Raw genomic sequence first — 13,138 nt, 5'->3', positions numbered from 1 at the left:
GTCAGCTCACCTTCTCCACATACACCCGGATGGTGCCGCCGCAGGACAATCCGACCTTCCACGCCGCCTCGTCCGCGACGCCGAATTCCAGCGTCTTCGGCTTGCCGCTTTCGATGACGTCGATCGCTTCGGTCACCACCGCGCCTTCAACGCAGCCGCCCGACACCGAGCCGAGGAAGTTGCCCTCCTCGTCGATGACGAGGTTGGAGCCGACCGGCCGCGGCGCCGAGCCCCAGGTCTCGACCACCGTCGCCAGCGCCACGCCGCGACCGGCCTTCGACCAGTCTTCCGCGGCCCTGAGGATGTCTTCATCGCGACCAAGCATGTGACTTCTCCTTGCTAGGCGACCTTCCGCAGCATCGCCTTGGTATCGTAGCCCTTGTCCGCGCTGCCCGACAGCGCCCGCACCAGGGTCGTCATTGACTCCAGATTGTGCACCGGCCGCAGTTCGTCAACATGCGCCAGCATCGTTTTCACGCCCTTGGCCCGCGGCTCGAATCCGTCGAAACGCAGCAGTGGGTTGAGCCAGATCAGCCGACGGCACGAGCGGTGCAGCCGGTCCATTTCGAAGCCCAACGTATCGTCGGCGTCGCGCTCGAGCCCGTCGGTGATCAAGAGCACCACCGCGCCCTGCCCGAGCACGCGCCGCGCCCAGTGCTTGTTGAAATCGTGCAGCGACGTGGCGATTCGCGTGCCGCCCGACCAGTCCACGACATGCGCGCCGCAGGCGGCGAGCGCCTCGTCGGGGTCGCGCTGGCGGATCGAGCGCGTCACGTTGGTCAGCCGCGTGCCGAACAGGAAGGTCGTGACACGCTTGCGCGCATCGGTGATCGAATGCAGGAAGTGCAGGAACAGCCGCGTGTACTGGCTCATCGAGCCGGAGATATCGAGCAGCGCCACGATCGGCGGCTCCTTCACGCGCGGTCCGAGATATTTCAGATCGATCAGCGCGCCGCCCGCTTTCATGCTGGAGCGAAGCGTGCGCCGCATGTCGATGAGGCGGCCGTGGTGCGCGGGTCGCAAGCGCCGCGTCTTCACCTCGTCGAGCGGCAGCGTCAGGCGTGCAATGGCCGCCTTCGCCGCGGCAATTTCCGCGCCGGTCATCTGCGCGAAATCTTTCTTTTGCAGCACTTCGCGGTCGGACACGGTAAGGCGGGCGTCGATCTCGACCTCCTGCTCTTCCATCTTGCCCTTGTTGGTGCCGGCAAACAGTGCTTCCTGAATGCGCTGGGCGCCGGCCTCGGGCTGCTTCGGCGCGGTCGGCAGCGTGTCGGGCAGCATCGAAGCGATCAGCTTATCGATATAGCCGCGGCGGCGGAAGAAGATGCGGAAGGCCTGATCGAACAGGATCGTGTGCTCGTGCCGCTTCACGAATACGGCGTGCAGCGTCCAGTAGAAATCGTCCTTGGTGCCGATGCGCGCGACATTCACTGCCTCCAGCGCATCGAGCACCGCGCCGGGGCCGACCGGCAATCCCGCTGCGCGCAAGGCGCGCGCGAAGTAGACGATGTTCTCGGCGAGACGGCCTTCCGTCTCCTGCGGTGCAGTGTTTGTCATTCCGCTGCCATGGCCTCGATCTCGAGCAGCCATTTCTCATCGAAGATGCCGGTGATGATCACGGTAAGCGCGACAGGGTGTTCACCAAGAACCTCCTGCCTGACCGCGCGGTTCTCCGCCGCATAGCGGCGATCGGACAGGAAGATCGTGACCTTGATCAGGTTCTCGACCGCCAAGCCCGCCGCGCGCAACTGCGCGATGACATTGCCCCAGGCGAGGCGGCACTGCGTTGTGAAATCGGCCGGAACAGAGCCATCGTCGGCGCGCACCGGTATCTGTCCGCTGATCACCAGCAGACGGCTGAACTTCTTCAGGTCCACCGCCTGAGCATATCCACCAACGGGCTGCGGCGCGTCGGCGGCATTGATGACCGTGGCTTGCATTGCGACTTACTCCGCCGCCCTCAACTCCGACTTCACCTCGTCGAGGAGCGCCTTCACCTTGGTATCGTCGAGCCGCGCGATGTCGTCCTGATATTTCAGCAGCACGCCGAGCGTATCGGACACGGTCGCGGGATCGAGCGCGACCACATCTAGTTCGGTCAGCGCGCCGGCCCAATCCAGAGTCTCGGCGACGCCCGGCGACTTGAACAGGTCTTCCTTGCGCAACGCCTGAACGAAGGCGACCACCTGCTGCGACAGCTTCTTGGCGATGCCCGGCACCTTGGCGCGCAGAATGTTGAGTTCGCGCTCGGCACTCGGATAGCCGACCCAGTGATAGAGACAGCGGCGCTTCAAGGCGTCGTGGACTTCGCGGGTGCGGTTCGACGTGACGATGACGATCGGCGGCTGGTCGGCTTTCACGGTGCCGAGTTCGGGAATGGTGACCTGGAAATCGGCCAACACTTCGAGCAGGAACGCCTCGAAGGCTTCGTCGGTGCGGTCGAGTTCATCGATCAGCAGCACCGGCGGCCCGGCCGGATCGGGTTCGAGCGACTGCAGCAGCGGCCGCTTGATCAGGTACTGCGCGGAAAACACGTCGTGCTCCAGCCGCGCGCGATCGCCCTCGCCCTGCGACTCCGCCATGCGAATAGCGATCATCTGAGCGCCGTAATTCCATTCGTAAACGGCGGAAGAAACGTCGAGGCCTTCATAGCATTGCAGGCGGATCAGCCGCCGGCCCAGTGCGGAGGAGAGCACCTTGGCGATCTCGGTCTTGCCGACGCCCGCCTCGCCCTCCAGGAACAGCGGTCGCCCCATCTTGAGCGCCAGATAGAGCACAGTCGCTAGCGACCGGTCGGCCACGTAATCGGCCTTGGCCAAAAGCGCCAGCGTGGCATCGATGCTCTCGGGAAGCGGTGTAACGGCCATTCGTCGGTACCCTCGCTGACACTTTATCGGATCGGCGTGCCGGCCTACATGTAATGGCACAGGGACCGCCAAACCAGCCGAAACAGCCGCCTGCCGCAGCAAATTCGGGATGGCAGCCATCATCTTACGGCAGATTGGACGTCAGACCATGACCAGCGCCACCGATACCCAGAACGGCCCGGTCCGCTTCCCGACGATCGACGCCGGGGCCCGGATCGGCCATGTCCACCTCAAGGTGGCCGACCTGCAGCGCGCCCTCGATTTCTACTGCGGCGTGCTCGGTTTCACACTGACCACCACCTATCCGGGGGCCGCCTTCATTTCGGCCGGGGGCTACCATCACCACCTTGGCCTCAACACCTGGGAGAGCAAAGGCGGCTCGCCGCCGCCTCCCGGCACAACCGGTCTGTTCCACACCGCCATCCTCTATCCGACCCGCAAGGCTCTGGCCGACGCCCTGCAGCGGCTGATCGTTGCCAAGATCCCGCTCGACGGCGCCTCTGATCACGGCGTCTCGGAAGCGCTGTACCTGCGCGACCCGGACGAGAACGGCGTCGAGCTCTACTGGGACCGGCCGCAGGAGCAATGGCCGAAGAAGCCGGATGGCTCGCTGCAAATGTTTACGCGGCCCCTCGACCTGCACGATTTACTGAAAGAGCTCGAACGTTAATTCAAAAGCTCTCGCACATTCTACTAGTCCGCACAGACGGCGCTAAGTTCAGCGCGAACCGTAGGAGCATCACGCTCCTTGCCGCTTCAAAAGTTACGTATAAGTCCTAAGGGCTTATCCCTACCCGAAACCGTCGCGCTGTTGCGCTGCATCAACCGACTCCTGAACCGCATCCATAGGGTGCACTTGCTTGCGACGAACTTCCGCCGCGACAAGAACGTCAGGAGACAATCATGCGGCTTGCGAAAGACAAAAACGACCGGGTCCTGTTCGGCTCGTTAACCGTGGCACTCGGCACCAGCGCCGCCATCCTGCTCGGCTCCACCATCTTCACCCCGCATTTTCAAGCGGCGCGGCTGTTGGACACGTCGGCAACGGCGGCATCGCTCGGGCCGGTTCAACCCGTGTCCTATCAAGCCAGCGCGGCGCGCGGCCCGATCCCGCTCGCACATACCCGGACCAAGATCACAAAGTCCGACGGAGCCGTATCTATCGTGCGCGATCCGACTGATCTGCCGCCACCGATCGGCATGCGGGCCCCGCAGCGCGTCAAGGTCGAACTGGACACGGTCGAAGTAACCGGCAATCTCGCCGACGGCGCGACCTATCGCTACTGGACATTCAACAGCAAGGTCCCGGGTCCGTTTGTCCGCGTTCGCGTCGGCGATACCGTCGAAGTGCACCTGAAGAACGACGACAACTCGGCGATGATGCACAATGTCGACTTCCACGCCGTCACCGGTCCCGGCGGCGGCGCCAAGGCCACCGAAGCAGCCGCCGGCGAAGCGCGCAGCTTCGAGTTCGTCGCCGCCAATCCCGGACTGTACGTCTATCACTGCGCGGTGCCGATGGCGGCCCAGCACATCTCGAACGGCATGTACGGCATGATCCTGGTCGAGCCGGAAGGCGGCCTGCCCAAGGTCGATCACGAGTTCTATGTGATGCAGGGCGAGATCTACACTGAGCAGAAGGTCGGCGCCAAAGGCGAGCTCACCGAGAGCTACGACAAGCTGCTGGACGAGAAACCGGAATACTTCGTGTTCAACGGCGCGGCGCTGGCGCTCGCCAAGGACATGCCGCTGAAAGCCAAGGTCGGCGAGACCGTGCGCATCTTCTTCGGCGTCGGCGGACCGAACAAGACATCGTCATTCCACGTCATCGGCGAAGTGTTCGACCGCTACTACAACCTTGGCTCGCTCACGACGCCGCCTCTGCGCGACGTGCAGACGATCACCGTGCCGCCCGGCGGCGCCGGCGTCGTCGAATTCAAGCTGCAGGTGCCCGGCAAATTCATGCTGGTCGACCACGCCCTGAGCCGCGTCGAACGGGGTCTCGCCGGCGTGCTGGATGTGTCGGGTCCGGACGATCCGAATGTGTACAAGGATCACGACCCGGCCAAGTCCGCGCACTCGATGTCGCACTAGCGCGATCGTGCATCTCAAACGAAAGACGGCCTCCCCTCCGGGGAGGCTTTTTTTGAGTCAAATGCAGCGCGTTGGCGCTAGGCTGGCCTTGTCACTTCCGCCCCCGTATAATGGCACAATTGCCATCTGGGCGCTGACGGCAAAATGGCCAATTTCACCCCGTCGAAATCAACGGAGTGAACGACATGAAAAACCTGAAACGCTACGTCATCGAACGGAATATCCCGGGGGTCGGGCAACTGAACGGCGATCAGCTTCAAGGAGCAGCCGCCAAGTCGAACGACGCGCTCGCACAGCTCGCCGGTAAAGTGCAGTGGGTGCAATCCTACGTCGTCGACGACAAGACCTTCTGCATCTACCTCGCCGAAAGCGAAGCGTCCGTCCAGGAGCACGCCAAGCTCTCGGGCTTCCCCGCCAACAAAGTATCGGAAGTCCGCGAGATCATCGACCCGATGACCGCTGTCGCCTGATCAAGCCGCCGCCGCGGATCGCCGCGGCGGCGCATTCGTCGTGCGAAGGAGACTTTAGCATGGCCGGAAAACGAAAGAACGTGACGCGCAAGGCCAAAGCGGCGACGCCCCGTGTTGACGACAGCGCGCCCGCCCTCGATGTCGTCATCCTGATGCTCGATGGAGGCTATCCCTCGACAACGATCGGTCCACTCGAGGTGTTTCATTCCGCCGGCAATCTCTGGAACATGCTGCGCGGAGAAACCGCGCAGCCGCGGTTTTGCGTACAGGTCGCCTCACTCGACGGTCGTCCTGTTCCCAGTCTCTGCGGCGTGAAGCTAGTGCCGCATTGTGGCATCGGCGACATCAAGCGCGCCGACATCATCATCGTGCCCGCATCCGGCCTCGACGTTCAGGAGCGGATTGCCCGGCAGACGAAGCTGCTGCCGTGGCTGCGCAAGTGGTACGCGCGCGGCGCCTATATGGCCGGCATCTGCTCCGGCGTCGCCTTCCTTGCCGAGAGCGGCTTGCTGGACGGCAAGCAAGCGACCACGCACTGGGCCGTGGCAGACACTTTGCGTGAGCTGTACCCGACGGTGCGCTGGGAGCCCGAGCATTTCGTCACCGAGGACAGCCGGCTGCTGTGCTCGGGCGGCGTCTACGCTTCGCTCGATCTCAGCCTCTATCTGGTCGAGAAATTCTGCGGCCATGAGATCGCCCTGCAAACCGCGAAATCGCTGCTGATCGGCATGCCGCGTCATCGGCAATCCGGCTATGCGGTCACGCCGCTGTCGCGGCCGCACAGCGACGAACGGATCAAGCAAGTCGAGGATTTTTTGCACCAGCAGCTCGGCACCGATATCTCGATCGAAAGCCTGGCCGCGCGCGCGGGCATGGGGCCACGCAACTTCATCCGCCGCTTCAAGGCGGCGACCGGCCGGCTGCCGCGCGCTTATGTGCAAATGCTGCGGGTCTGGGCCGCCAAGGATATGCTGGAGCACGGGGCCACGTCGATACAGTCGGTCAGCAGCAAGATCGGCTATGACGACGTTGCCTTTTTCCGCGCTTTGTTCAAGCGCCACACGGGCATGACGCCGGGCGAGTATCGCGAGCGATTCGCCGGAATGCGGATCTCCCATAACGGCACTGCCCAGGGAACTTTGCTGCCGGTGGCCGCTACCTAACGTTAATCCCCCTGGCTTAACCTCGACCTTGCTGGGGGAAACAATGTCGACCATCGATCGGCGGGCAACCGCGAACACATCGGCTATTGCCGATATCGATCCATACTCGCACGAGCAGACCGCCGCGGCTGTCGCAAGGCTGACGGCCGTCATCGAGGCGCAGGCGCGCACGATTGGCCACTATGAGTCTGCGATGGCGCGCAGCCGTGAGGTGTTCGAGCGCGCCTCTGCCGCCGCCCGCCTCGGCCTGTGGGAATGCGACCTGGAGACCGAGACGTTGCAGTGGTCCGGCGGCACCTACGATATGTTCGATATCGCGCGCGACCGTCCGCTCAAGCGCCGCCAGTCTCTGATCCGCTATCCGGCCGAGTCATTGAAGACCTTGGAAGCGATCCGCAGCCGCGCCATCGCCGAGCGCACCGGCTTCAACCTTGACACCGCCATCGAGACACCGAGCGGCGGCCGCCGCTTTATCCGCATCACTGCGACTGTCGAATGCGCTGGCGGCCGGCCGGTCCGGCTGTTCGGCCTCAAGCAGGATATTACCGATGAGGTCGAGCGCTGGCGGCGCCTGCGCTATGTCGCCGAATTCGACGATCTCACCGGTCTCGCCAACCGCATCCAGTTCAACAGGCGGCTCTCAGCCGCCTGCGCCGACGACGGGGCACGCGACACCGACGGCACGTTGCTGCTACTCGATCTCGATGGCTTCAAATCCGTCAATGACTCGCTCGGCCATGCGGTCGGCGACGAGTGCCTGAAGGAGGCGGCAAGGCGCCTCGCCCATGTATGCGGACCTGATGAGCTGGTGGCGCGGCTGGGTGGTGACGAATTTGCAGTTCTCGTCGATGCCGGCGGGCGCAACAGCGCGACACTGCTTGCCCGCAAGATCATCGCGTCCATGGCGCCGCCGATGCACCATGGTGGCCGGCGCATCCAGGTTGGCGTTTCGATCGGGCTGACCGCCCTGCGCGGCTGCCGCTCGCCCGAGGCGCTCAATAAGGCCGACACGGCTCTTTATGCGGCCAAGGCCGCGGGACGCGGTAGCTTCCGTTGGTACGTCCCGCAGCGGATGCGCGCCTAAGCGGCAACCGCCTCGGCCATCATAATATCGAGCATGAAAGAGCCATCCGCTTCGATGGCGAAATGCGCGCGTACCTCGGCGGAAGCGGCGAGCTGTAGCGCGCGGATCGCCCGCGCATTGTCCTCCGGCGTCCGCATGCGCGCGATCCACACCGGGTAGTCCATGCGCAACTGCCAGGTGCGCAGCGAACGCATCGAAAATCCCGCGGCTTCCAACGCAGCCGACCATTCGGCAACTGTGTAATCGCGCACATGCGAGGTATCGCGCAGCAGTTCGACCGCTTGAATATGCGTATCGAACAATGGCTCGCCGGGCGCATAGGCGTCGATGAACACGGCCTGGGCGCCCGCTTTTAAAACACGGCGCGCCTCACGGATGCCGACAGGGAAGTGACGCCAGTGATGCGCCGAATAACGGCAGCCGAGAAAATCGAAGGTACCGTCCGCGAAAGGCAGCTTCTCGGCCGGCGCCTGTTGCGTATCGATATTGGCGAGGCCCTTCTCCTGCGCCGTGGCGCGGACGGCGGCGAGCATTTCGCTCGACAGGTCGGTCGCCGTCACGCGCTGCGCATGCTTCGCCAGCCGATAGGCGACGTGGCCGCCGCCGCAGCCGAGATCGAGCGCATGGGAGGGCCGCGCCGCGCCAGCCAGCGCCTCGAGGGCGTCGAGGTCCTGCCCCGCGGAGTGCACCGCGCTTTCGACATAGGCCTTGGCCCGGGGGCCGAACTGATCACCGACGACGGCTTCATGGGCTCGTGACATTGCTTGCTCCTTGCTTGCCTTCGAACTCTCGCCCGTTCATTAGACTGGTACAAGAAACCATTTATCCTGGTATAAAAATTGCCATGGACGGATCTTCGCCACGATGACCGATCCCGACCGCCGCCGTCTTCTCGGACAGTTCGTCCGGACCCATCGCGAAGGCCTCGCCCCCGAGCCCGCGGCGGGCCGCCGGCGTACGCCTGGCCTGCGCCGCGAGGAGCTCGCCGCGCGTGCCGGCATCAGCGCGACGTGGTGTACCTTCATCGAACAAGGTCGCGACGTGCAGTTCTCCGCCCATGCACTCGGCCGGCTGGCCGAGGCACTGGCGCTGACACCGGCCGAGCGCGACTATCTGTTCGAGCTCGCCGACCGGCGAGATCCGCGTGCGCCTAAGCGCGATGAAAGCGCCAATGCGCCCGCTTCACTCCAAGCGGCCGTCAGCGCCGCAACTCATCCGGCTTACGGGCTCGATCGCCTCTGGAACGCCTGCTGCTGGAACGGTGCCGCGGCGCATCTGTTTGTCGGCTGGCTCGACGCCGATCATCAACGCAATCTCTTGCGCTTTGTTTTCGTCGCGCCCGCGGCGCGGCGCCTGATTGACGATTGGCAGAACCGCGGCCGACGCTTGCTGGCCGAATTCCGCGCGGACTACAGCCGCAGCCTCAACGATCCGCGTTTGCGCGACCTGGTCGACGGATTGCGCCGCGACAGCGCCTTGTTTGATGCCGAATGGCAGGCGCAAACCGTGCTAGGCCGCGAAGGCGGCAGACGCGCCTTTACGCATCCGCAGGATGGCGCGCTTGTTTATACGCAGCACAGTTTCGCGCCGACCGATCGGCCGGATACAAAATTCGTCCTGCTGGTGCCTGACTCGAACGCCGCACCCTAGCTGCCCGCGCGTTGACGGAGAACGAAGTTCGACTCATCGTTCAATAAGAAGGGCGATCACTGCGGCCGCAAAAGGCCGGAGCGGCCTCCTTCGATCCAGTCGAGCTGGAACAAAAAACGACGCGCCGTCGAGGCGGCGCGTCGTTACAACGTTGCAGATTTATCAGCGCGCCGGCGGAGCGGGGGGCGGCGGGGCACCGGGACCACCTTCCGGCGGCGGCGGCGGGCCGCGACGCGCCTCCATCGGACCCTTGGGACCATGCGGCGGGCGCGGGGGCCCGAACGCAACGATCTCGCCGTTGGCGCGCACCAGAAACTGAGCGTGGATCTGACCGCGATCGAAGTGGCCCTGCACCGTCACCGTCTCGTCCTTGTCGGCGAAGGGGGCACGGTCGCCTCGCGGCCCGGTATCGACCAGGGCGCGGCCCGAGCCGTCATCGAGCACAAACTTATTGCCGAACAGCTCGGCAACCTTGCCTTTGGCCGCAACCATCGTATCGGCCTTCATCTGGCCGATGGCGGCAGGCTGCAGCAGCATGACCTGCTGCGGCATGAACCGGTGCGCCAGCCGGGTCGCGCCAGCGCCGCCGAGGGCGCCAATGGCAATCGCTCCGACCAATGCGGCGCCGATCAAGACGTTTCGGCGACGCGGCCGCGCGGCGGCGCCTAAAGCTGGCGCCTGTGTTTGTTCAGAAGCATTATTGTCGGTCATCGTTCTCTCCTGTTGGGTAACTGTTGGCTCGACCTTACGCATCGCTCCCTGCGCCAGCCTGAACCGAACGGTTCAGGTTGAGTTAAGGTGGCGGACCTACGCCTCTGCGCGGGATGCCCAGTGCCGCAATGAAAATACTCCTGATTGAAGATGATGCTCTGCTGGCGCGCGAAATCGCCGGCGCGCTCCGCGACGAGAATTTCGCCGTCGATATCGCTGCCAATGGCGAGGACGGTCTGCATCTCGGCGACACCGAATTCTATGATGCCGCCGTGCTCGACCTCGGGCTGCCGAAGATTCCCGGCGCCAAGGTGCTTCGTGCCTGGCGCGCCAATGGCCGGCAGTTGCCGGTGCTCATCCTCACGGCGCGCGATGGCTGGACCGACAAGGTCGATGGCTTCAAGGCCGGCGCCGACGACTACCTGACCAAACCGTTCCGTATCGAAGAACTGGTCATGCGCTTGCGCGCTTTGGTGCGGCGTGCAGCCGGTCATGCCTCGCCCCGCATCGAATGTGGCGCCCTCTCCTTCGAAGCTCAAACCGGCCTGTTCGAATTAAACGGCTTGCCGCTGAAGCTCACCGCTCTCGAGTGGCGGGTGCTCGAATGCCTCATCATGCGCAAGGGGATCGTCGTCGACCGCACCGAACTGTCGGAGAAAGTCTATGAGGGCGACGCCGGCACCGACTCCAACTCACTCGAGGTGATCGTCGCCAGGCTGCGCCGCAAGATCGGCAAGGATGCCATCGAAACCGTACGCGGCCGCGGCTATCGTCTCGTCGGCGGCGGGGCGGCATGATGGCGCGCAGCACTTCACTCAGCCGTCGGCTTCTGCTCGGCGCCGGCGTATTCATCGCGTTGGCGCTGATCGTCGCGACCGTCGCCATCGGCTTCGTGCTGCGCCATTTCGTCCAGAGTCAGATCGATCAGCGGCTCGACACCCAGATCATCTTTTTGTCGTCGGTCGTGAAATCCGCAGGCGGCAGCCGCATCGCCATCAGCGGCGCCACCGACGGCCCGCCGTTCGATCGCCCGGGCCGCGGCTGGTACTGGCAGATCATCGGACCCGCCAACACGCTACGCTCGCAGGCGCTCGATGGCGCGGACATCGCATTGCCTAATATGCCGCCAAAACCGCCAAAGCCGCCGCCGAGACCGCCGCGCCTCGAGGACGTGACGCTCGACGGCGTGCGGCCGGCCGATGGGCGCGCATCTGACGGCATGCCGTTGCATTTCCGGGTCTTCGAAACACTGGCCGGCGACATACCGATCACCATCATTGCATCGGCGCCGCGCGCCGCTGTGTTTGTGCCTCTTCGCATAGCCATGACGACACTGGCGGTGTCGCTGCTGATCCTCGGCGCAGCGCTGGTGTTGGCCATGATCTTTCAGGTGCGGCTCGGCTTGCGCCCGCTCGAAACGCTGCGCCGCAGCATCGTTGACGTACGCAACGGCGCCAGCGAGCGCCTGCCGGAGGATCAGCCGCGCGAAGTCGCGCCTCTCGTCAGCGAGCTCAACGCACTGCTCGCCGAAAACGCCGCCAACCTGGATCGCGCCCGCGCTCATGTCGCCAATCTCGCGCACGGCTTGAAGACGCCGCTGGCGACTTTGTCCCTCGCCCTCACCGGCCGCAAACACGGCGCAGACGACCAGCAAGAGGCCGCACAATTGGTCGCCTTGATGGAACGCCGTATCCGCCACCATCTCGGCCGCGCGCGCATGGCCGCCTTGAGCGGCCCGGCCCGCGTGCGCACACCGCTCGCCCAGCGGCTGCGGGACATCGTCGATGCCATGCAGAAGATCCATGCCGGAAAAGCCATCGCGGCGACGACGGACATCGATCCCTCGCTGGCGATCGCTTGCGAGCAGCAGGACTTTGACGAGATGGCCGGTAACCTCGTGGACAATGCGTTCAAATGGACGCAGAGCCGCATCACTATGCGAGCCGTTGCGTCCGGGCCGATGATCCAACTGACCATCGAGGACGACGGCCCGGGCCTGTCCGACGCCGACATCGCCAAAGTCGTGCAGCCGGGCACCCGGCTGGATGAAAGCGCGCCGGGCTTCGGCTTCGGCCTGCCGATTGCCCGCGAACTGGCCGAGCTCTATGGCGGTGGTTTGGTGATCGCAAAAGCAAAAGGGGGTGGACTGGCCGCCACCCTTACCCTGCCGCGCGCGGGCGTGACGTGAAACGACGGTCGGCAGACCAAATAAAAAAGGACGGCCCGAAGGCCGTCCTTTCTTTGTGAACCGGCCGATCAGGCGTTACGCGGTCGCCTTGGCCAAAGCGCGCTTCGCCAGCACGCCAACCAGGTGAGCACGATATTCCGGCGTGGCGTGAATGTCGGAGTTCATGCCATTAGCGGGAATGGTCATGCCCTCGATCGATTTTGGCGAGAAGCGCTTGGCCAGTGCCTCCTCGAACGATTTGACGCGGAATACGCCGTTCGAGCCGGCGCCGGTGACGGCAACGCGGATATCCGGGCCGCGCTTCGAGACGAACACGCCGACCAGCGCAAAGCCCGAGGCCGGATGCTTGAACTTCTCGTAAGCCGCCTTCTTGGCGATCGGGAACGACACCTTGACGATGATCTCGCCGTCTTCGAGCGCGGTCGAGAACATGCCGGTAAAGAAGTCGTCGGCCGCGATGCGGCGCTTGTTGGTGATGATGGTGGCGCCAAGGCCGAGGCAGGCCGCCGGATAGTCGGCGTTCGGGTCGTTATTGGCGATCGAGCCGCCGATGGTGCCGCGGTTACGCACCTGCGGATCGCCGATCGAGCCCGGCACCGAGGCCAGCCCCGGCAACACTTCCTTGAGCACGTCCGACTTGGCGACGTCGGCGTGACGCGTCATCGCGCCGATGACTACCGAGCGCCCCTTCAGCTCGACGCCGGTCATGCCTTCGACTTGGGATAGGTCGACCAGCGCCGACGGTTGCGCCAGCCGCTGCTTCATCACCGGCAGCAGCGAATGCCCGCCGGCCAGCAGTTTGCCTTCCGGATTGCGCGCCAGCAGACCGGCCGCTTGCCGCACCGTGGTCGGGCGATGAAAGGTGAAATTATACATCAGTCTCTCCGTCCTTCATTCGTTACGCCACTTAG

The 13,138-nt window shown here is 64.5% G+C and carries 15 protein-coding genes; 8 read left to right on the top strand and 7 right to left on the bottom strand.

Annotated elements, in window-relative coordinates:
* Position 1 precedes the first annotated feature (1 nt).
* The 4 genes from ASD45_RS05390 to ASD45_RS05375 are packed head-to-tail and all read right to left on the bottom strand — an operon-like array spanning position 2 to position 2,867.
* Positions 2–325: an XdhC family protein gene (locus ASD45_RS05390; RefSeq protein WP_056910554.1), complete on the bottom strand. Its 324-nt coding sequence runs from the start codon at positions 323–325 to the stop codon at positions 2–4.
* A 14-nt stretch (positions 326–339) separates the two neighbouring features.
* Positions 340–1,557, bottom strand: a complete 1,218-nt coding sequence (locus ASD45_RS05385) for a VWA domain-containing protein (RefSeq protein WP_056910553.1) — start codon at positions 1,555–1,557, stop codon at positions 340–342.
* Positions 1,554–1,940 carry a RidA family protein gene (locus tag ASD45_RS05380; RefSeq protein WP_056910552.1) on the bottom strand — a complete coding sequence of 129 codons (387 nt, stop codon included), beginning with the start codon at positions 1,938–1,940 and terminating at the stop codon, positions 1,554–1,556. Before ASD45_RS05380 ends, ASD45_RS05385 begins: the two co-directional genes overlap by 4 nt.
* A gap of 6 nt (positions 1,941–1,946) precedes the next feature.
* Positions 1,947–2,867 carry a MoxR family ATPase gene (locus ASD45_RS05375; protein WP_056910551.1) on the bottom strand — a complete coding sequence of 307 codons (921 nt, stop codon included), beginning with the start codon at positions 2,865–2,867 and terminating at the stop codon, positions 1,947–1,949.
* Between the two features lie 148 nt (positions 2,868–3,015).
* Between ASD45_RS05375 and ASD45_RS05370 the strand changes: the two genes are divergently transcribed.
* The 5 genes from ASD45_RS05370 to ASD45_RS05350 all read left to right on the top strand — a co-directional run bounded on the left by ASD45_RS05370 (position 3,016) and on the right by ASD45_RS05350 (position 7,678).
* Positions 3,016–3,537, top strand: a complete 522-nt coding sequence (locus tag ASD45_RS05370) for a VOC family protein (RefSeq protein ID WP_056912599.1) — start codon at positions 3,016–3,018, stop codon at positions 3,535–3,537.
* Between the two features lie 233 nt (positions 3,538–3,770).
* Positions 3,771–4,961: a copper-containing nitrite reductase gene (gene nirK, locus ASD45_RS05365; protein WP_082540662.1), complete on the top strand. Its 1,191-nt coding sequence runs from the start codon at positions 3,771–3,773 to the stop codon at positions 4,959–4,961.
* 185 nt (positions 4,962–5,146) lie between these two features.
* Positions 5,147–5,431 (top strand): DUF4242 domain-containing protein, encoded by a 285-nt coding sequence (locus ASD45_RS05360; RefSeq protein WP_244485208.1) that lies wholly within the window; start codon positions 5,147–5,149, stop codon positions 5,429–5,431.
* A gap of 59 nt (positions 5,432–5,490) precedes the next feature.
* Positions 5,491–6,594, top strand: a complete 1,104-nt coding sequence (locus tag ASD45_RS05355) for a helix-turn-helix domain-containing protein (RefSeq protein ID WP_082540661.1) — start codon at positions 5,491–5,493, stop codon at positions 6,592–6,594.
* Positions 6,595–6,637: 43 nt separating this feature from the next.
* Entirely contained in the window at positions 6,638–7,678 is a 1,041-nt protein-coding gene (locus ASD45_RS05350) for a diguanylate cyclase (protein ID WP_156380727.1), read from the top strand.
* On the opposite strand, the gene ASD45_RS05345 is transcribed toward ASD45_RS05350, so the two are convergent.
* Complete coding sequence (locus ASD45_RS05345) at positions 7,675–8,439, bottom strand: methyltransferase domain-containing protein (RefSeq protein ID WP_056910550.1); 765 nt, start codon at positions 8,437–8,439, stop codon at positions 7,675–7,677. The two genes, ASD45_RS05350 and ASD45_RS05345, sit on opposite strands and share 4 nt — an antisense overlap.
* Before the next feature lie 103 nt (positions 8,440–8,542).
* Between ASD45_RS05345 and ASD45_RS05340 the strand changes: the two genes are divergently transcribed.
* The gene (locus ASD45_RS05340) at positions 8,543–9,328 is read left to right on the top strand and encodes a helix-turn-helix transcriptional regulator (protein ID WP_056910549.1); all 786 of its coding nucleotides are present in this window, start codon (positions 8,543–8,545) and stop codon (positions 9,326–9,328) included.
* A 162-nt stretch (positions 9,329–9,490) separates the two neighbouring features.
* On the opposite strand, the gene ASD45_RS05335 is transcribed toward ASD45_RS05340, so the two are convergent.
* Entirely contained in the window at positions 9,491–9,961 is a 471-nt protein-coding gene (locus ASD45_RS05335; protein ID WP_056910548.1) for a hypothetical protein, read from the bottom strand.
* A gap of 206 nt (positions 9,962–10,167) precedes the next feature.
* Here ASD45_RS05335 and ASD45_RS05330 point away from each other — a divergent pair, with 206 nt between their 5' ends.
* Positions 10,168–10,836, top strand: coding sequence for a response regulator transcription factor (locus tag ASD45_RS05330; RefSeq protein WP_056910547.1), 669 nt, complete (start codon positions 10,168–10,170; stop codon positions 10,834–10,836).
* Positions 10,833–12,227 carry a HAMP domain-containing sensor histidine kinase gene (locus ASD45_RS05325; RefSeq protein ID WP_156380725.1) on the top strand — a complete coding sequence of 465 codons (1,395 nt, stop codon included), beginning with the start codon at positions 10,833–10,835 and terminating at the stop codon, positions 12,225–12,227. Before ASD45_RS05330 ends, ASD45_RS05325 begins: the two co-directional genes overlap by 4 nt.
* A gap of 75 nt (positions 12,228–12,302) precedes the next feature.
* Here ASD45_RS05325 and ASD45_RS05320 read toward each other — a convergent pair whose 3' ends face one another.
* Complete coding sequence (locus tag ASD45_RS05320; protein WP_056910545.1) at positions 12,303–13,103, bottom strand: xanthine dehydrogenase family protein subunit M; 801 nt, start codon at positions 13,101–13,103, stop codon at positions 12,303–12,305.
* Positions 13,104–13,138 lie beyond the last annotated feature (35 nt).

It is taken from the genome of Pseudolabrys sp. Root1462, from assembly GCF_001426945.1.
Taxonomy (GTDB): domain Bacteria; phylum Pseudomonadota; class Alphaproteobacteria; order Rhizobiales; family Xanthobacteraceae; genus Pseudolabrys.
This window is presented reverse-complemented; position numbering and strand designations above follow the sequence as displayed.